The organism is Neisseria sp. 20925_1_37 (genome assembly GCF_041433255.1).
GTDB lineage: Bacteria > Pseudomonadota > Gammaproteobacteria > Burkholderiales > Neisseriaceae > Neisseria > Neisseria flavescens_D.
In genome coordinates, this window is sequence record NZ_JAPWBC010000002.1 from 82,855 (window position 1) to 102,039 (window position 19,185).

A 19,185-nucleotide genomic window follows, 5' to 3' on the forward strand; every position below is an offset into this window, starting at 1 on the left:
AAGAACGATGCCTGAATTACCTGAGGTAGAAACGACTTTACGCGGAATCGCGCCGCATATTGATGGCAAAAAGATAGAAAAAGTCATTATTCGCCAGTTTAAATTGAGATGGCCTATTCATCCAAACTTAGCGCAAATTTTGGCCGGCCGCAAAGTTTTGGCATGCAACCGACGTGCGAAGTATTTGATTATTACTTTTGAAACGGGTATTTTACTTATTCATTTGGGTATGTCCGGAAGTTTGCGGATTTTTACCGCCGATGATGAGCGCATCGCCACGCCGGATAAGCATGATCATTTAGATTTTGTATTTGATGACGGCACCGTATTGCGTTATCACGATCCGCGTAAATTTGGTGCGGTATTGTGGTATGAGGGTATTGCCGAGCATCATCCGCTGTTGGAAAAACTGGGGCCGGAGCCGCTCTCGGACGATTTTGATGCAAATTACCTGTATCAGAAATTGAAAACCCAAAAGCGTGCAGTCAAATTAGCGCTGATGGATAATGCGGTGGTGGTTGGTGTTGGCAATATTTATGCGAATGAAAGTCTGTTTAAGGCGGGTATTTCGCCATTGCGTCCGGCGAATAAGCTGAGCAAGAAAGAATGCGCATTATTGGTGAAAACCATTAAAGCGGTTCTGCTGAGGGCAATTGAAACCGGCGGCAGTACGCTGCGAGACTTCGTTAATAGCGATGGAAAAAGCGGCTATTTCCAGCAGGAATATACGGTCTATGGCCGTCATAACGAGCCTTGCGTTCAGTGTGGCGGGTTGATTTTTAAAGAAACTTTGGGGCAGCGTGGAACATTTTATTGTCCAAATTGCCAGAAATAGTTTCAGACGGCCTTAAATGTCAGAGGCCGTCTGAAAATAATGAATACCATACAGAAGAAATTTTATGTCTAAACAAAAAGCTCCTTTTTTTAAACGACTGGGCAGGCTTTGCCGTTTGGCGGCTTGGTTGTTCCGAACCGGTCGGAATTTGCGTGCCATCGATGGCAATAATGCAGAGGAACGCAATCATGCGGTGGTTGTTTTGGGAAAAGGCGCATTGGATGCTTTGGATATTGAATTGGAAATCGGGGTACCGCCTCAAGGAAATGTGAGCGGTACATTGGTAGTGGCCAACCATGTGTCTTGGTTGGATATTTTTGCCATGAGCGCCGTTTATCCGAGCAGTTTTATTGCCAAGCAGGAAATCAGCGGTTGGCCGGTTTTGGGAAAAATGGGTAAAAATGCCGGCACGGTGTTTATCAACCGCAATTCCCGCCGAGATATCGAGCCGATTAATCAGGCGATTTGTGCGGCATTGAAAGCAGGGCAGAATGTCAGCTTCTTCCCTGAAGCGCGCACTTCTTCCGGCTTGGGTATTTTGCCGTTTAAAGCAGCCCTGTTTCAATCGGCTATTGATGCGAAAGCGCCGATTCAGGCGGTAACCTTACGTTATTATGATGACGAAGGACAACGGACGGATTTGCCATCCTATGCGGAGGTAAACCTGTTTCAGTCTTTGTGGCGTATTGTTTCTATGAAGAAAATCCGTATCCGTTTGGATTTCTCGCCTCAATACAAACCGACAGACATGCCGGATAAAGACCGCTATGCTTTGAAGGATATTGCAGAAACAGCCATCGGCGAAATTGTGGCTTCGGATTCGCCTGTTCAGCCCTTACCTAAAAAATAATTTCAGTCAGGTACTTGTTTTATTTCAGATGGCCTTCATTTAGAAGAACAGCTGTTTTCGATTTAATTGAATTGATAGTTTGATGTAATTAATATTATTTGAACTATAAATTATACAAATCGATAGGCCTGCATTAAAATGCAAGCATTGATTCATTTCTCAACCCCGAATTTTTAAGGAGCTTAAAAATGGCTTTGCAAGATCGTACCGGTCAAAAAGTACCTTCCGTAGTATTCCGCACTCGCGTTGGTGACACTTGGAAAGATGTTTCTACTGATGATTTGTTCAAAGGCAAAAAAGTAGTCGTGTTCTCTCTGCCTGGCGCATTTACTCCAACTTGCTCTTCTTCTCACCTGCCACGCTACAACGAATTGTTTGGCGCGTTCAAAGAAAACGGTGTTGACGCAATCTACTGCGTATCTGTAAACGACACTTTCGTAATGAACGCTTGGGCTGCTGAAGAAGAAGCTGACAACATCTACATGATTCCTGATGGTAACGCTGAATTCACTGAAGGCATGGGCATGTTGGTTGGCAAAGAAGACTTGGGCTTCGGCAAACGCTCTTGGCGTTACTCCATGCTGGTTAACGACGGCGTGATTGAAAAAATGTTTATCGAACCCGAAGAACCAGGCGATCCTTTCAAAGTGTCTGACGCTGACACTATGTTGAAATACATTGCTCCTGACTGGAAAGCTCAAGAGTCTGTTGCCATCTTCACTAAACCTGGCTGCCAGTTCTGTGCTAAAGCTAAAAAAACGCTGCAAGACAAAGGCTTGTCTTATGAAGAAATCGTATTGGGCAAAGATGCAACTGTTACTTCCGTACGCGCTATTACCGGCAAGATGACTGCTCCTCAAGTATTCATCGGCGGCAAATATATCGGCGGCAGCGAAGACTTGGAAGCTTACTTGGCTAAAAACTAATTGCCTGTATGCTTGAGACGGCTTGAAAAGGCCGTCTGAAAGACCAAATATAGAGTTATTCAGACGACGTTTGCAAATCGGCGTTCTGAATAACTCTATATTTACAAGTAGAATTTGAGATTATTGTTTTAAATCGATATTTAGATATTGGCTATTGATTTTTAAATTTTGATAGTTTATGAAGTTTAGGCCGTCTGAAAACGGATAACCTGATGGCAATATCGGTTTGGATATAGACAGTAAGGATAAAATATGAAAAAACTTCAAGCAGATGTGGTAGTACTGGGTGGCGGTACAGCCGGTATGGGTGCATTTCGCAATGCCCGACTTCATACAGACAATGTTTACCTGATTGAAAACAATGTATTCGGAACAACTTGTGCGCGTGTCGGCTGTATGCCGTCCAAATTGCTGATTGCGGCTGCGGAAGCGCGCCATCATGCTCTGCATACCGATCCGTTTGGCGTGCATTTGGATAAAGACAGCGTAACGGTAAACGGCGAAGAAGTCATGCACCGCGTGAAGTCCGAACGCGACCGTTTTGTCGGTTTTGTAGTCAGCGATGTAGAAGAGTGGCCTGCCGACAAGCGCATTATGGGTACGGCAAAATTTGTTGACGAACACACCGTCCAAATCGATGACCACACTCAAATCACTGCAAAAAGTTTTGTGATTGCTACCGGTTCGCGCCCTGTGATTTTCCCTCAGTGGGAAGTTTTGGGCGATCGCTTGATTGTTAATGATGATGTTTTCTCTTGGGATACCCTGCCTAAGAGTGTGGCCGTATTCGGCCCTGGCGTAATCGGCTTAGAGTTGGGTCAGGCTTTGCACCGTTTGGGCGTGAAAGTTGAAATTTTTGGCGTAGCAGGCGCGATTGGCGGTATTTCCGACCCTGTTGTCGCTGAAGAAGCCAAAACTGTTTTTGGTGAAGAGTTGACTTTGCATTTGGATGCCAAAACCGAAGTCAAATTGGACGCAGAAGGCAATGTTGAAGTTCATTGGGAACAAGATGGCGAAAAAGGTGTATTCCATGCCGAATATGTTTTAGCTGCCGCCGGTCGCCGTCCGAATGTGGACAATATCGGTTTGGAAAACCTGACTATCGAGAAAGATGCGCGTGGCGTGCCTGTTGCTGATCCGCTGACCATGCAAACCAGCATTCCGCACATCTTCATTGCAGGCGATGCGTCTAATCAATTGCCTCTGCTGCACGAAGCTTCCGACCAAGGCAAAATTGCCGGCCACAATGCCGCTATTTTCCCGAATATTGAGGGCGGTTTGCGCCGCAGCGTAATCGGCGTGGTATTTACCAGTCCTCAAATTGCCACTATCGGTTTGAAATACGCGCAAGTTGCAGCGAAATATCAACCTGACGAGTTTGTAATCGGCGAAGTTTCCTTCCGAAACCAAGGCCGCAGCCGCGTTATGTTGGTAAACAAAGGTCACATGCGTTTGTATGCTGAGAAAGCGACCGGCCGTTTCATTGGTGCGGAAGTTGTCGGCCCTGCTGCCGAACATTTGGCACACTTGATGGCTTGGGCGCATCAAATGAAGATGACGATTCCGCAAATGCTGGATATGCCGTTCTACCATCCGGTTATCGAGGAAGGTCTGCGTACTGCATTGCGTGATGCTGATGCAAAATTGAAACAGGCTTGATTATTTGATGGAATAAAGGCCGTCTGAAACTCGTAGTGAGGTTTCAGACGGCCTTTATTATACTTTGAAGCTTTTACTTTTAAATCAATTCTAAATCCGGGCCGGCATTTTGTGCGCGACGGCTTCGTAATTGAATGTCTAGGCGCAAATCGTGGGCGGAGTCGGCATTTTTAATAGCGTCTTGATAGCTGATATCGCCGTTTTCATACAAATCATATAAGGCTTGGTCAAAAGTAATCATGCCCATGCCAGTTGATTTTTTCATCATTTCTTTGATGTTATGGACTTCGCCTTTTCGAATCAAGTCGGCAATAATGGGCGAATTGAGCAAAACCTCGACAGCCGCTACGCGTCCCCGTCCGCCTTCACGGGGAATCAGGCGTTGCGAAATAAAGGCTTGTAGGTTGAGCGATAAATCGGTTAGCAACTGGTTACGGCGCTCTTCGGGGAAGAAGTTGATGATGCGGTCCAGCGCTTGGTTGGTACTGTTGGCGTGCAGTGTCGCCATACACAAATGGCCGGTTTCCGCGAAGGAAATGGCGTAGTCCATGGTCTCGCGGTCTCGGATTTCACCAATCAGAATGACATCTGGCGCTTGGCGCAGGGTATTTTTCAATGCAATCGGCCAATTTTCGGTATCTACACCGATTTCGCGTTGGGTAATGATGCAGTTTTTGTGTTGGTGAATAAACTCAATCGGGTCTTCGATGGTAATAATATGGTCGAAGCTGTTTTCGTTTCGATAGTCGATAAGGGAGGCGAGGGAAGTGGACTTGCCCGAACCTGTACCGCCGACAAAAATAACCAGACCGCGTTTTCTGAGGGCGATGTCTTTTAGAATCGGGGGCAGATTGAGCGTTTCAAATTTAGGGATATTGCTGGTAATGGAGCGGAACACTAATGCAGTTGCGCCGCGTTGAACCATTGCATTGACACGGAAGCGGCTGGTATCGGGCAAGCTGATGGCGAAGTTGCATTCGTTGGTGGAAGAAAATTCTTCGATTTGTTTGGAAGACATAATCGAAAAAGCGATTTCCATACATTTTTCAGCACTCAGCGGCTCATCGCTCAGTCGTGTGATTTTGCCATCCACTTTCATGGCAGGCGGGAAATTGGTGGTAATGAAAAGGTCGGAGCCTTTGTATTTGTTCATATGGCGTAGCCAAGCGAACAATTCTTCTTTTGCGCCCGGAGTATTTTCGTCAAACATAAGAATTTAGATATTTAAAATAGAGTTATTTTATTGAGAATAATTATAACAGAAGCAATCATTATTTGCTGTTTTGCCCGCTAGAGCGGCAATCTGTTTTAAATTGAGTGTCGTGTTGGGAATATAGCAGATTTTTCAGTATCCCTGTGATTTTAAATTCTGCTGTTATAATGTTGCTCGATTAGTGAATGGAAAGGTAACGAGATGTCAGTACAAACAATTGCCGTGGTCGGCGCAATGGAACAGGAAATCGAGCTTTTGCGTGAAAGTATGGCCAATGTCAAGCATGTGTCCTTCGGTAAATTCTCGGCATATGAAGGCGAATTGGCCAGAAAACGCATGGTATTGGTTTTGAGCGGTATCGGTAAGGTCAATGCGGCGGTTTCGACTTCTTGGGTCATTCATCAGTTTGCACCAGATTGCGTCATCAATACCGGCAGTGCAGGTGGTTTGGGCAAGGGTCTGAAGGTTGGTGATGTGGTCATCGGCGAAACTGTGGCGCATCATGATGTTGACGTAACGGCTTTTGGTTATGTTTGGGGGCAAGTGCCGCAACTTCCTGCTGTGTTCGCATCGGATGAAAACCTGATTCGTCAAGCAGAAAAGGCGGCGCAAGTGTTTGAGGGTGCGGCTGTAACTCAAGGCTTGATTGTTAGTGGCGACCGTTTTGTACACAGCAGCGAAGGTGTCGCGGAAATCCGCAGCCATTTTCCTGACGTAAAAGCAGTGGAAATGGAAGCCGCGGCGATTGCGCAGACTTGTCACCAGTTGGAAGTGCCGTTTGTGATTATTCGCGCCGTCTCCGATTCGGCAGATGAGAAAGCGGACATCAGCTTTGAAGAGTTTTTGAAAACGGCGGCCGTCAGCTCGGCGAAGATGGTGACCGAGATTGTCAAATCGCTATAAAATCATGCAAAAGCGTTGAATTTCCGTTAGAATACGGAACGATTCAACCTTATTCTAAGGCCGTCTGAAAACCGAATCCCTGTTTTTTCAGACGGCCTTTCAGCCTTTAATTGCATTTATCTTAATAACAATATGAAAAACATACGGAATTTCTCCATTATTGCCCACATCGACCACGGCAAATCGACGCTTGCCGACCGTTTTATCCAATACTGCGGCGGTTTGGATTTGCGCGAAATGAGTACGCAGGTGCTCGACTCCATGGACATCGAAAAAGAGCGCGGCATTACCATTAAAGCGCAAACCGCCGCGCTCAACTATAAAGCACGCGACGGGCAGGTGTATCAGCTCAACCTGATTGATACTCCGGGACACGTCGACTTTTCTTACGAAGTCTCCCGTTCGCTGTCTGCCTGCGAAGGCGCGCTTTTGGTGGTCGATGCGTCTCAAGGTGTAGAAGCGCAAACCGTGGCTAACTGCTATACCGCGATTGATTTGGGCGTGGAGGTTGTGCCTGTTTTGAACAAAATCGACTTGCCTGCTGCAGAACCCGAGCGCGTGGAGCAGGAAATTGAAGATATCATCGGCATTGATGCCGTTGGTGCGGTACAGTGTTCTGCCAAAAGCGGCATTGGTGTGGAAGACGTTTTGGAAGAAATCGTTGCCAAAATCCCTGCGCCGACCGGCGATGAAAATGCACCGTTGCAAGCGGTTATTGTCGATTCATGGTTTGACAACTATGTCGGCGTGGTTATGCTGATTCGTGTGAAAAACGGCACCATCAAGCTGAAAGACAAAGTGCGCTTTATGAGCACTAAGGCGGAAACGCAGGTTGAGCAGCTGGGTGTATTCACGCCGAAATCGGTTCAAAAACAAGAACTCAAAGCCGGCGAAGTGGGCTTTTTGATTACCGGCGTAAAAGAATTGGGTCAGGCGAAGGTCGGCGATACGGTTACTTTGGTTGCCAACCCTGCCTCTGAGCCGCTGCCCGGCTTCCAAGAAGTACAAAGCCAAGTATTTGCAGGCCTCTATCCTGTGGAAAGCCATGATTACGAAGCTTTGCGCGATGCTTTGGAAAAATTGCAGCTTAACGATGCTTCGTTGAAATTTGAGCCTGAGGTTTCACAAGCATTGGGCTTCGGCTTCCGTTGCGGCTTCTTGGGCCTGTTACACTTGGAAATCGTTCAGGAACGTTTGGAGCGCGAGTTCGACATGGACTTGATTACCACTGCGCCAACAGTGGTTTATGAAGTCGTGTTGAAAAACGGCGAGAAAATCGAAGTTGAAAACCCGTCCAAACTGCCTGAAATCAGCACCATCGAAACCATTCTTGAGCCGATTATCACTGCGACCATTCTTGTGCCGCAGGAATATGTCGGTAATGTTATGACTTTGTGTAACCAAAAGCGCGGCGTTCAGGTCAATATGCAATACATGGGCCGCCAAGTCATGCTGACTTATGATTTGCCGATGAACGAAGTCGTAATGGATTTCTTTGACAAGCTTAAATCGACTTCACGCGGTTATGCTTCGTTGGACTACCATTTCAAAGAGTTTCAACCGTCTGATTTGATTAAGCTCGACATTATGGTCAACGGCGAAAAAGTCGATGCATTGAGCCTGATTGTGCACCGTCAAAGCGCCGTTCACCGCGGTCGCGAGCTGGCATCGAAAATGCGCGAACTGATTCCGCGCCAAATGTTCGACATCGCCGTCCAAGCCGCCATCGGCAGCCAGATTATCGCCCGTGAAAACGTCAAAGCACTGCGTAAAAACGTTTTGGCGAAATGTTACGGCGGCGATATTACGCGTAAGAAAAAACTTCTTGAAAAACAAAAAGCAGGTAAGCGCCGCATGAAACAAGTGGGCAATGTGGAAATCCCGCAAAGCGCATTCTTGGCGATTCTGCAAGTGAGTGATAAATAATGAGTATAAATCTGACTTTAGGCGCAATCGTTGTACTGCTGGCCGGCTTGGTTCTCAACTTCAAAAGCAGCAAAGAGCGTCAGGAAAACGGCGAATGGAGCTCCGGCCTGCAATGGAGTTATCTCCTGTGCATGGTCGGCGTATTTGGTATTTTGTCCGAATTTATGAGCTTTACCGCCGTATTGCTGGTGTTTGTCGTGTTCACCGGTATTGTTTGGGCAATCCATAAAGGCCGTCTGAAAAAAAGTGAAACCGGCGAAGACAATGCACATTTTACCGACTACATGGGCGGCTTTTTTCCCATCATCTTGGTTATCTTTGTATTGCGCAGCTTTATTGCTGAGCCGTTCCAAATTCCGTCCAGTTCCATGCGTCCAGGCTTGGTCAAAGGCGATTTTATCTTGGTGAACAAATTCTCTTACGGTATCCGCCTGCCGATTTTGAATAAGGTCGTTATCCCAGTCGGCAACATTGCCCGAGGCGATGTCGTGGTGTTCAATTATCCGCTTCAGCCAGAGATGAATTACATCAAACGTATCGTTGGTATTCCGGGCGACGTTGTGGAATACCGTGATAAGGTTTTGACTGTTAACGGTGAAATTATTCCCGAAAAACCCAACGGTAATTATCAATACGCAGATGATACCGATCCGTCTATGATTCATACGCTTGAGCGTTTTCAGACGGCCTTAAACGGCAAAAACTTTGACGTTGTCAAAGAGGCCGGTCAGCCTTCCGTATCCATTGCTGTATTGAACAAATATACTTCCGAAGTAATGCCTGAAAGCAATTACTCGCTTGAAACAAGCGGTTTGGAAAATTGCGAATACGCAGAAGACGGCAATGGTTTTATCTGTAAAGTTCCCGAAGGCCGTTATTTCGCGATGGGCGACAACCGCGACAACAGCGCCGATTCTCGTTACTGGGGATTTGTCGATGACAAGTTGATTGTCGGTAAAGCCTTCTTTGTTTGGATGAACTTTGGCGAACTCAGCCGTATCGGTACCAGTATTAAATAAGCAATAACAGATGAAAAGGCCGTCTGAAATTTTTCAGACGGCCTTTTTGGTATCTATTTTTTGTCTTTTAACGAACCTAAATAAATCGCCAATAAAGTCAAAGTAGCGCCGCTCCATTGGACGGCGTTAATCGGTTTATCTAGCCAGAAATAATCGATCAACATGGCGGCAACTGGTTCGGAGAGCAGTAGTAGGCCGGTCAGTGACAAGGATAAAAGCGGGATGGTGTAAGCAATCAATGCCCAAGCAAAGCATTGCATAACGATGCCGTAGATGGAGACTAGAATCACATCGTTTAAAGTTTTGGGGTAAAGATGGGCGGCATCGAATAGCAGAGATGGGATGACCAGCGCCATTGCGCCGCCAAAGCTTAAAATCATCATCAGTGGAAACAAACCGACTTTTTCCTGTTCATGGGTTTTGCGTACGAAAACCATAGACAGGGCCAGCATAGCACCGGACACTACGCCGCTGACAAATCCCCATGCGGCATTGTTGTTATGACCGAATTCTGGGCTGCCGATTAAGGCTACGCCTATGGTAGCCAATATCAAACTTAAAATTTGCAGGGCGCTTAGACGTTCCGAATAAAAGAAGAAGCCGATGGCGGCTAAAAAGAAAATCTGCAGGCTGTTGAGCAAGGTGGAAATGCCGGGGCCTACGGCGTGAATGCTTTCATGCCACAGAGCGAGGTCGAATGCGAGGAAAACGCCGGATAAGACTGCGTAGCCAACTGTTTTTCTTTTCGTGGGCATTTTTTGTCTGAAAAAACGCCCGAGCAGGAAGAATATAGGGGCGGCGATCAGCAAGCGCCAGAATGCGATGGCGTAAGAGCCGACATCGACAAATTTGACGATCAAACTGCCCAAGCCGAAGACGACGCAGCCGACGACTAGCAGGGGCGCTGCATAATTTCCTGAACGTGTGTTCATCGGCTTCTCCAAGAATTAAATGAAGACGATTATTCCATAAAAGACAGATGAGGCGTTAATGATAAATAGTGGTAAGCCAAGATAAAGGGTTTATGATGAAAGGCCGTCTGAAAACTGTTTCAGACGGCCGTTTGATGATTTTCTGGCTTGATTTCGTATTGTTGTAGTATAAAATCGTTTTACGCCGTGTTTTCAGACGGCCTGATCAGTTTTGGTTTTGAGAAAAGGATTATTGGAAATGGCAAACCCTATTCGTGCGTTTTTGGATTATGTGCCGTCGGTTGATGAGTCTTGTTTTGTAGATGAGACTTCGGTAGTGATTGGCGAAGTGTCGCTGGCGGAAGATGTATCGATTTGGCCTTATGCTGTATTGCGCGGCGATGTGAACAGTATCTCTATCGGTAAGCGCAGCAATGTGCAGGATGGCAGCGTTTTGCATGTGTCGCATAAGAATGCGGCGAAGCCTGACGGTTCGCCCCTGATTATCGGCGATGATGTGACGATTGGGCATAAGGTCATGCTGCATGGCTGCCGAATTGGAAATCGTGTTTTGGTGGGCATGGGTTCAATTATTTTGGACGATACGGTTGTCGAAGATGATGTGATGATAGGCGCGGGCAGTTTGGTGCCGCCGCGCAAGCGTTTGGAAAGCGGTTTTTTATACGTCGGTTCGCCTGTGAGACAAGTGCGTCCGCTGACGGATGAGGAAAAGGCATTTTTGACGTATTCCTCTGCGCATTATGTTCGCCTGTCCGGACAGCATAAAATTTCAAAATAAGGAAAACCAATACAATGAACGCAATTTATCTGGCTTCGGGCAGTCCGCGCCGTCGTGAGATTTTGGAGAATTTGGGTTTCACGGTACACCGCCTCCCAGCGGATATTGATGAAACCCCAAAAGAAGGCGAAGCTGCGGTAGAGTATGTGCGCCGTATGGCCTGCGAGAAAAATCAGGCGGCGGTGGCGCAATGGTTTGCTGCTCATGATCAAGAGCCTGAGTTTGCTGTATTGACGGCGGATACGACGGTGGCGGATGGTGCGGCTATTTTGGGTAAACCGGAGTCCGAGGTGGATGCGGTCGATATGCTGGAACGCTTGTCCGGACGGGCGCATAAAGTGCTGACGGCTGTATGCGTTTACTGGCAAGGCGTGCGCCATGATGTGGTGCAGACGAGCGAAGTGCGCTTTAAGACGTTGACGGCTGAGGAAGTCGCAGCCTATGTTGCCAGCGGCGAGCCGATGGATAAAGCCGGTGCGTATGGGATTCAGGGCTTGGGTGGTGTATTTGTCGAGCATTTGCAGGGCAGTTTTACGGGCGTGATGGGTTTGCCGGTTTATGAGACCGCGCAACTACTGAAATCTTTGGGTTTGGAAGCGCCGCCGTTTGCTTAAAATTAGGCAAATGCCGTCTGAAAGCGTGCCGACAAAAACGCCTGTTTCAGTTACAATACTGCCTTAAACAGCTTGCTTGAAGAAAGATATGAAAGAACATAAGGCCCGGAAACGCTTCGGGCAGAATTTTTTGCAGGATACACGGATTATTAGCAATATTGTCAACGCGGTCAGACCGCAGCCCGATGATATCGTGATTGAAATCGGCCCGGGCTTGGCAGCCATTACCGAGCCTTTGGCGAAAAAACTCAACTGCCTGCATGTCTGCGAAATCGACCGCGACATCGTACGCCGTCTGAAAACCTTACCGTTCGCAGATAAATTGGTGATACACGAAGGCGATGTATTGCAGTTTGATTTCAACAGCATTGAAGGCAAGAAAAAAATTGTCGGCAACCTGCCGTACAATATTTCCACGCCACTTTTGTTCCGATTGAGCGAAGTGGCAGACGATGTGATTGATATGCACTTTATGCTACAGAAAGAAGTGGTCGAACGCATGGTGGCGCAGCCGAAAACCAACGACTATGGCCGTCTGGGCGTAATGCTGCAATATTTCTTCGATATGGAAATGTTGATTGAAGTACCGCCTGAATCCTTTGATCCTGCGCCGAAAGTAGATTCGGCCGTCGTGCGCATGATTCCGGTGAAATATCGCATCGGTAAAGCGGAAGATTTTGAACATTTTGCCAAACTGGTGAAACTGGCTTTCCATCAACGCCGCAAAACCATACGCAATAATTTGAAGGAACTTGCCGGCGATGATGATTTGCAGGCAGTCGGCATTAATCCGCAGGATAGGGCAGAACATATTGCCGCTGAGAAATATGTGGAATTGAGCAATTATCTGGTTCAAAAGGCCGTCTGAAACAGTGATGGAAATTTTTAAGCAACCTCCTATTCAATGGGGGTTTCTGGGTGATTCATATTTGTGGCGCGAGTTGGCGCAGTATTTTTCCAATAAAGACATGCCGCCTGAGCGGCACCGTTTTGAAGCGGCAATTATCGGCGCAGTTTGGGTATTGACTGGACATCGTCTCGATAGGGAAGAGCAATTTAAAGTCAATCGGTACAATCAAGGCGGAATCTCCGGCGGCATAGTCAGTTGCCGCTTTTGGCTGGAAACTGTCATTCCTTTGCTTTGGCAGCAGCAAACGCAACTCAAGCCCCGAAAATTTTGGCAGTTTGGAAAGAAATAATGATTAAATTCAAAAATGTACACAAACATTTTAAAGATTTGCACGTTATCAACGGCGTGAATCTGGAAGTCAAACAAGGCGAAGTGGTCGTTGTATGCGGTCCTTCAGGCAGTGGCAAATCGACGCTGATTCGTACGGTAAACCAACTCGAGCGCATTGAAAGCGGCGAGATTTGGGTGGACGGCATCAATGTTGCTGATCCGAAAACTGATTTGAACAAAGTGCGCGAAGAAGTGGGCTTTGTGTTCCAAGGGTTCAATCTGTATCCGCATTTGACTGTCTTGGAAAATATTATTCTTTCTCCGATGAAAGTGAAAAACCAAAGCCGTGAAGAAGCAGAAAAGAAAGCGATGGAGCTTTTGGAACGCGTCGGCTTGGCGCATAAAAAAGACGCGCTGCCCGGTCAGCTTTCCGGCGGTCAACAGCAGCGTGTCGCGATTGCACGCGGTTTGGCGATGGAGCCGCGCGTGATGTTGTTTGACGAGCCGACTTCCGCGCTTGACCCTGAAATGGTCGGCGAAGTATTGAAAGTGATGAAAGACTTGGCGGAAAGCGGCATGACCATGATGTGTGTAACCCATGAAATGGGTTTTGCGCGCGAAGTCGCCGACCGTGTGATTTTTGTCGATAAAGGCCAGATTTTGGAAGACGAAACGCCGGAAGAATTTTTTACCAATCCGAAACATGAGCGTGCCAAACAATTCCTGCAACAGGTGATGACACATTAAACTCGGGCCGTCTGAAATTTCAGACGGCATGATCGGTTTGAATGATTTTGAAAGTTGAAAATAATGTATTTTGTTGACCGTACTGCTGTTGTGCTGAAGCCGACTGCCCGTTTTTTGGAATGGCTGAAATCCGCCGATGAAAATATGCCCGACCTAACTGTCGAGCAACTGCGCACCAACTGTTCTGTATTCCTTGTGCCGCAATTTGACGAACCCGAGTCCGTCATTTCTTATTTTGACGAACGCTACCAGCAGATTTTTGAAGCTGAATTGGCAGGCTGGGATATCGATAAAAGCAAATGGCCGCAAGACATGAGCTTGAAGGCTTTTTGGGAATTTTTCGATACCGAAATCCACGATATGGTTTTGGATATGGAAGAGGCGGAATTGAACATTACGCCTGTTTTCGACAATATGATGTAAAGCCGTGAGAAGTTTTCAGACGGCCTTAAAGCCTTCGCGTTCTTTGAAAATTCTGATTGTCTTCTTACACCTTTCGGCGTTGGCCTTATGCCTTGCCGAGTTTTACGGCTGGATGATGTGGCTGGGTTTGGCGGCGTTGGCCGGCAGTTTTGCCTATGCTTGGCGCAGCGTTAATTTTCAGACTCAAAATGCGGTCAGAAAAATTATCATCGACCGCCAATACCGTGCGACGGTTTACTTGAATGGCGAAGAAGAGGGTAGAAGCGCGGTTTTGCAAGACAGCAGTATGTTGACGGTTTATGCTTTGTTTTTGCAATGGAATGTTGACGGAAAAATAGTCAAACACTGCATCTTGCCCGATATGGCCGACCGTGATGCATACCGCCGTCTGAAAGTGTGGGCGCGCTGGTGCCGTGAAAAAGAAGACAAAGCAGAACTTGCGGCAGATATGGATTAAACGGCTGTTTCAGACGGCCTTTTGAAGCGATAAATACAATGAAAACATTACAAGACTGGCTTTCTCATTTGGAGACTGCCCATAGTTCCGGCCTTATCGATATGGGCTTGGAACGCGTGGGAGAAGTGAAAAAACGCATGAATTTGGTGCCGCAATGCCCTGTCGTCGTGGTAGCGGGTACCAATGGCAAAGGCTCTGTATGCGCTTATTTGTCGCATATTTATAAAGAAGCCGGTTTTAAAGTCGGTACGCTGACCAGTCCTCATCTTCTGCGTTACAACGAACGAATCGCCATCAACACTCAGCCGGTTTCAGATGAATTGATTGTTTCCTCATTTGAGCGTATCGAAGCGGCGCGCGGCGAAATTTCGCTGACGTATTTTGAGTTTAATGCTTTGGCGGCCGTCGATATTTTCATGCGTGAAAATGTGGACGTAATGATTTTGGAAGTTGGTTTGGGCGGACGATTGGATGCTGTGAACGTATTCGATGGCGACTGCTCGGTTGTTACCAGCGTGGATTTGGACCATCAGGCATTTTTGGGCGATACTGTCGAGCAGGTCGGTTTTGAAAAAGCCGGAGTGTTCCGTAGCGGCAAACCTGCCGTATGCGGTCAGAATCCTGCGCCTGAATCATTGGTCAAACACGCAGAAGAAATTGGCGCAAAACTGTTGATGGTTCAGCGAGATTTTGATTTTGCGTCAATGGAAAGCGTACAGTGGAACTACCGCTTCCATCCGCAATCTTCAGACGGCCAAAGCCGTAACCGCAATTCCTTGCCGTTTCCTGCTTTGCGCGGTGCCTATCAGTTGTCTAATGCCGCATGTGCATTGACTGTGTTGGAATGTTTGAACGAACAATTGCCGGTTGATATCGGCGCGATTAAACGCGGTTTGCTGTTGGTTGAGAATCCTGGACGTTTTCAAGTTTTGCCCGGCCGTCCGCTGGTGGTTTTGGATGTCGGCCACAATCCGCACGCAGCCCGTGCTTTGCGCCGCAGTCTGATTAACCTTGCCTTTGCCCAAAAACGTACTGCTGTATTCAGTATGTTGTCCGACAAAGATATTGATGGCGTGCTGGAAATCGTTAAAGATCAGTTTGACGAGTGGAACATCGCGCCTTTAGATGTACCGCGCGGCATGACGATAGAGGCTTTGCAGGCCAAACTGACTGAACACGGCATCGACAATGTAAATGTTTTTGAAACTGTCGCTGCTGCCTACCGCGCTGCTTTGGCTAAAGCAACCGAAAATGATAGAATCGTTGTTTTCGGCTCATTCCATACTGTTGCCGATGTAATGGCTGTTTTGAAAGAACACTAACGAGGAAATTATCATGTCCGACAATAAACAAAAAGAAACTCCAAACGGATACGATTTAGACGGTTACGAACAACTCAAACGTCGCAACCGCCGTCGCTTGGTCTTGGCCTCCGGCTTGGTAGTGGCATCGGGTATGCTGTTCGGTCTGGCGCTGACTTCCGGCGACGATAAAAATTCACCGTTTAAAGAAGCGCCTGTCGGTCAGACTCAAGTCAAAACGGCGGATGAGCCCAGCAAGGCTGTTGTCCTAGAGCCGAATAAAGAGGATGTTGCGATGGCTGAAGAGGCAGCCCGTCATGCGGATGCCGAAGCACCAAATAAACCGCAAAATGCAGGCGACGAAGAAGACAATGCGCCGGTTGAAGTATTGAAGCCAAACCGTGAATCTGCTCCCGAAGATGTTGGCGAGCCGTTGGTTTTGATCAACGATACTTTGGATGACGGCAATATTAAAGGCTTGGAAGAGTCCGAACGTATTCAACGAGCCGAGGCTGCCAAACGCGAAGCTGCCGAACGCCGAGCCGAAGAACGCCGCCAACGTCAGGCTGAACAACGTGCTGCTGCCCGTAAAACACAAGCCCAACAGGAAACTGCCGAGAAAGAAAACGCATTGGCAGCTAAAAAACGCGTACTTCAAGCGCGTGCTGAAAAAGCAGAGCGTGAAGCCGCTGCCGAACGCAATAAATTGGCACAATTGGAAAAAGCAGAGAAAGCCATTGCCGAGCGTAAATCTGCCAAAAACAGCAAAGACAGCGTAAAAGACAAGGCCGAACCTGCCAAGAAAGCAGAAGCCAAAGTTGAAAAACCAAAAAATGAAAAAGCTAAACCAGAAACGGCCAAAGCAGAAAAAGCCGATAAGGTAAAAACTGCCGAGAAGCCGTCTGAAAAAGCCAAGCCTAAAGCTGAAAAAGAAACAGCAGAAGCCAAGCCTGCGAAAAAGGCAGCTATTCAGGCAGGTTATGCTGAAAAAGAACGCGCACAAAGCCTGCAACGTAAAATGAAAGCGGCAGGCATCGATTCGACCATTACTGAAGTGATGACCGATAAAGGTAAGGTGTATCGCGTGAAATCAGCCAGTTATAAAAATGCACGCGATGCAGAGCGCGATTTGAACAAATTGCGTGTACATGGCATTGCCGGTCAGGTGACCAGTGAGTAATCTGCCTGTTGCCGATTTGTTGGCTGCCGCCGTCATCGTCATCTGCATCATTATCTCGTTGACACGGGGTATTATTGCCGAAGCAGGGGCGATGGTGGCCTGGGTGGTATCGTTTATTGCAGCCAGAACGCTCGCCGTGCCGTTTGCCGATGTGGTCTTTAAATCGGTTGAGCCGCATTCCTTGGCGGTTACGATGGGTTTTGCCGCTGTGTTTTTTCTGGCATGGCTGTTGCAGAAACTGGCACGATCGCTGTTGAGCAGTTTGATGTCTGCCGTTGGTTTAGGAAGCATCAATCGTTTGCTCGGCGGCGTATTTGGTGCAGTGAAAGGTGTGATTTTGGTGACACTGGCAGTGATGGTTTTTTCACACACTGATTTGCCGAAAACGGAAGAGTGGCAAAGGTCACACACAATTCCATATTTTGAATCACTTGCCGATGCTGCGATGCCTTATCTGCCAGGGAAAGATACCGCAATGCCGCATCTTTCGGGTAAAGCAGTTGAAGTAGAAGAATTGGATGATTGAGTTTGACGGATTCAGACGGCCTATGGGTCGTCTGAATCCGTTTTTATTTGCGTAAATTTAACATCATATTGTCAACAATCTGAGCAAACTCATCTAAATTATTTTATAATGACGGCTTACCCATTTAATCTTCAAACTCGGAGAAGCACGATATGTGTGGTGTATTAGGTTTGGTTAGTCATGAGCCGGTCAATCAGATGTTGTATGATGGTTTGCAGATGTTGCAACACCGTGGACAGGACGCAGCAGGTATTGTTACCGCCGAAGGCAATATATTTCATATGCACAAGGGAAAAGGCATGGTGCGCGAAGTGTTCCGTACCCGTAATATGCGCGACTTGGTCGGTAATGCAGGCATTGCACATGTCCGCTATCCGACTGCAGGCAATGCGGGCAGCAGCGCAGAAGCCCAGCCGTTTTATGTCAGCTCCCCATTCGGCATTGTTTTGGCACACAATGGTAATCTGACCAATACTGAAGAGCTGTATGAAAACGTATGCAACAAACACCTGCGCCACGTTAATACCAGCTCCGATTCCGAAGTATTACTCAATGTATTCGCGCATGAATTGCGCCGCGAAGTCTCTAAAAGTACAGCCCCTTATCAACTCACCATCGACAATATTTTCAACGCCGTTTCCGAAGTACACCGCTTGGTGCGTGGCGCATACGGTGTCGTAGCCATGATTGCAGGATACGGCATGCTGGCTTTCCGAGATCCTTTCGGTATCCGTCCGTTGGTTTTGGGTTCGCAAATTGACGAATCCGGCAAAAAATCTTATGCTGTTGCCTCCGAATCCGTTGCCTTTAATGCACTTGCCTATGATTTGGAACGCGATATCCAGCCGGGCGAAGCCGTATTTATTGGTTTTGACGGCACGATTATTTCCCGTCAATGCAGCGATAAAGCCAAATTAAGCCCTTGTCTTTTTGAATATGTTTATTTTGCCCGCCCAGACTCCGTCATCGATGGCGTTTCCGTTTATCAGTCCCGTATGGATATGGGCGTATCTTTGGCAGAAAAAATCAAACGCGAGCTGCCTGTCGATGATATCGATGTCGTGATGCCGATTCCTGATACCAGCCGACCCAGCTCGATGGAGCTTGCTGTTCATCTCGAAAAACCTTACCGCGAAGGTCTGATTAAAAACCGCTACATTGGCCGCACCTTTATTATGCCCGGCCAAGCAACACGCAAAAAATCAGTACGCCAAAAACTCAGCCCGATGGAAACCGAGTTTAACGGCAAAAGCGTTTTATTGGTGGATGATTCCATCGTACGCGGTACGACCAGCCGTGAAATCGTCGAAATGGTACGCGCGGCAGGTGCACGCAAAGTCTATATCGCTTCTGCCGCTCCAGAAGTGCGCTATCCGAATGTGTACGGCATCGATATGCCGACTCGTGAAGAACTGATTGCAAACGGCCGCAGCGCGGCAGAAATCGCAGCCGAAATTGGCGCGGACGGTATCGTCTTCCAAAACTTAGAAGACTTGGAGGCAGTAGTCAAAGCGCTCAATCCAAAAATCGAATCCTTTGATTCTTCATGCTTCAACGGTGTTTATCAAACCGGCGATATCGACGAAGCATACCTAAACCGCCTCTCCGCCGAAAAATCAGGTTGCGGCGGCTTGAAAGTACATCCAAGCAAAATGGAACACAGCATTAGTATCAGCGATAGCGATGATGAAGAATAAAGTAAATTGACTTACAATA

General features: G+C 47.4%; 20 protein-coding genes. 18 read left to right on the forward strand and 2 right to left on the reverse strand.

From position 1 onward, the window contains the following. The first annotated feature begins 7 nt into the window (after positions 1-7). The 4 genes from mutM to O3661_RS01885 all read left to right on the forward strand — a co-directional run bounded on the left by mutM (position 8) and on the right by O3661_RS01885 (position 4,270). Positions 8-835, forward strand: coding sequence for a DNA-formamidopyrimidine glycosylase (gene mutM, locus O3661_RS01870; RefSeq protein WP_371492110.1), 828 nt, complete (start codon positions 8-10; stop codon positions 833-835). A gap of 64 nt (positions 836-899) precedes the next feature. Further along, positions 900-1,685, forward strand: a complete 786-nt coding sequence (locus O3661_RS01875) for a 1-acylglycerol-3-phosphate O-acyltransferase (protein WP_371492111.1) — start codon at positions 900-902, stop codon at positions 1,683-1,685. A 188-nt stretch (positions 1,686-1,873) separates the two neighbouring features. Continuing rightward, on the forward strand, positions 1,874-2,611 hold the full coding sequence (locus tag O3661_RS01880) for a redoxin family protein (RefSeq protein WP_371492112.1): 738 nt from the start codon (positions 1,874-1,876) through the stop codon (positions 2,609-2,611). Between the two features lie 252 nt (positions 2,612-2,863). Next, positions 2,864-4,270, forward strand: a complete 1,407-nt coding sequence (locus tag O3661_RS01885) for a dihydrolipoyl dehydrogenase (protein WP_371492113.1) — start codon at positions 2,864-2,866, stop codon at positions 4,268-4,270. A 79-nt stretch (positions 4,271-4,349) separates the two neighbouring features. Here O3661_RS01885 and O3661_RS01890 read toward each other — a convergent pair whose 3' ends face one another. Further along, a complete protein-coding gene (locus tag O3661_RS01890; RefSeq protein WP_004520139.1) occupies positions 4,350-5,480 on the reverse strand; it encodes a PilT/PilU family type 4a pilus ATPase in 1,131 nt (376 codons plus the stop codon). Positions 5,481-5,684: 204 nt separating this feature from the next. On the opposite strand from O3661_RS01890, the gene O3661_RS01895 reads away from it, so the two are divergent. The 3 genes from O3661_RS01895 (at position 5,685) to lepB (ending at position 9,331) form a co-directional block, all read left to right on the forward strand. Further along, positions 5,685-6,386, forward strand: a complete 702-nt coding sequence (locus O3661_RS01895) for a 5'-methylthioadenosine/adenosylhomocysteine nucleosidase (protein WP_371492114.1) — start codon at positions 5,685-5,687, stop codon at positions 6,384-6,386. 132 nt (positions 6,387-6,518) lie between these two features. Next, positions 6,519-8,312, forward strand: coding sequence for a translation elongation factor 4 (lepA, locus tag O3661_RS01900; protein WP_070504767.1), 1,794 nt, complete (start codon positions 6,519-6,521; stop codon positions 8,310-8,312). Further along, positions 8,312-9,331 carry a signal peptidase I gene (gene lepB / locus O3661_RS01905; RefSeq protein ID WP_371492115.1) on the forward strand — a complete coding sequence of 340 codons (1,020 nt, stop codon included), beginning with the start codon at positions 8,312-8,314 and terminating at the stop codon, positions 9,329-9,331. The genes lepA and lepB overlap by 1 nt, the downstream gene beginning before the upstream one ends. Positions 9,332-9,384: 53 nt before the next feature. Here the strand turns inward: lepB and O3661_RS01910 are convergent, their stop codons facing one another. After that, complete coding sequence (locus O3661_RS01910) at positions 9,385-10,263, reverse strand: DMT family transporter (protein WP_371492116.1); 879 nt, start codon at positions 10,261-10,263, stop codon at positions 9,385-9,387. Between the two features lie 238 nt (positions 10,264-10,501). Here O3661_RS01910 and O3661_RS01915 point away from each other — a divergent pair, with 238 nt between their 5' ends. The 11 genes from O3661_RS01915 to purF all read left to right on the forward strand — a co-directional run bounded on the left by O3661_RS01915 (position 10,502) and on the right by purF (position 19,166). Then, positions 10,502-11,041: a gamma carbonic anhydrase family protein gene (locus O3661_RS01915; protein WP_254323060.1), complete on the forward strand. Its 540-nt coding sequence runs from the start codon at positions 10,502-10,504 to the stop codon at positions 11,039-11,041. A gap of 14 nt (positions 11,042-11,055) precedes the next feature. Beyond that, the gene (locus O3661_RS01920) at positions 11,056-11,655 is read left to right on the forward strand and encodes a nucleoside triphosphate pyrophosphatase (RefSeq protein WP_371492117.1); all 600 of its coding nucleotides are present in this window, start codon (positions 11,056-11,058) and stop codon (positions 11,653-11,655) included. A gap of 88 nt (positions 11,656-11,743) precedes the next feature. Further along, complete coding sequence (gene rsmA / locus O3661_RS01925) at positions 11,744-12,523, forward strand: 16S rRNA (adenine(1518)-N(6)/adenine(1519)-N(6))-dimethyltransferase RsmA (RefSeq protein WP_371492118.1); 780 nt, start codon at positions 11,744-11,746, stop codon at positions 12,521-12,523. 7 nt (positions 12,524-12,530) lie between these two features. After that, positions 12,531-12,854, forward strand: coding sequence for a hypothetical protein (locus O3661_RS01930; protein WP_371492119.1), 324 nt, complete (start codon positions 12,531-12,533; stop codon positions 12,852-12,854). Continuing rightward, a complete protein-coding gene (locus tag O3661_RS01935; protein ID WP_003747231.1) occupies positions 12,854-13,582 on the forward strand; it encodes an amino acid ABC transporter ATP-binding protein in 729 nt (242 codons plus the stop codon). The genes O3661_RS01930 and O3661_RS01935 overlap by 1 nt, the downstream gene beginning before the upstream one ends. A gap of 63 nt (positions 13,583-13,645) precedes the next feature. Further along, entirely contained in the window at positions 13,646-14,005 is a 360-nt protein-coding gene (locus tag O3661_RS01940) for a hypothetical protein (RefSeq protein ID WP_003747228.1), read from the forward strand. A 4-nt stretch (positions 14,006-14,009) separates the two neighbouring features. Beyond that, positions 14,010-14,462 carry a protein YgfX gene (locus O3661_RS01945; protein WP_371492120.1) on the forward strand — a complete coding sequence of 151 codons (453 nt, stop codon included), beginning with the start codon at positions 14,010-14,012 and terminating at the stop codon, positions 14,460-14,462. A gap of 38 nt (positions 14,463-14,500) precedes the next feature. Continuing rightward, positions 14,501-15,784 (forward strand): bifunctional tetrahydrofolate synthase/dihydrofolate synthase, encoded by a 1,284-nt coding sequence (gene folC / locus O3661_RS01950; RefSeq protein ID WP_371492121.1) that lies wholly within the window; start codon positions 14,501-14,503, stop codon positions 15,782-15,784. A gap of 13 nt (positions 15,785-15,797) precedes the next feature. Beyond that, the gene (ftsN, locus tag O3661_RS01955; protein WP_371492122.1) at positions 15,798-16,943 is read left to right on the forward strand and encodes a cell division protein FtsN; all 1,146 of its coding nucleotides are present in this window, start codon (positions 15,798-15,800) and stop codon (positions 16,941-16,943) included. Next, positions 16,936-17,469 (forward strand): CvpA family protein, encoded by a 534-nt coding sequence (locus tag O3661_RS01960; protein ID WP_371492123.1) that lies wholly within the window; start codon positions 16,936-16,938, stop codon positions 17,467-17,469. The genes ftsN and O3661_RS01960 overlap by 8 nt, the downstream gene beginning before the upstream one ends. A gap of 152 nt (positions 17,470-17,621) precedes the next feature. Continuing rightward, positions 17,622-19,166, forward strand: a complete 1,545-nt coding sequence (gene purF, locus O3661_RS01965; RefSeq protein ID WP_371492124.1) for an amidophosphoribosyltransferase — start codon at positions 17,622-17,624, stop codon at positions 19,164-19,166. The last annotated feature ends 19 nt before the right edge of the window (positions 19,167-19,185 follow it).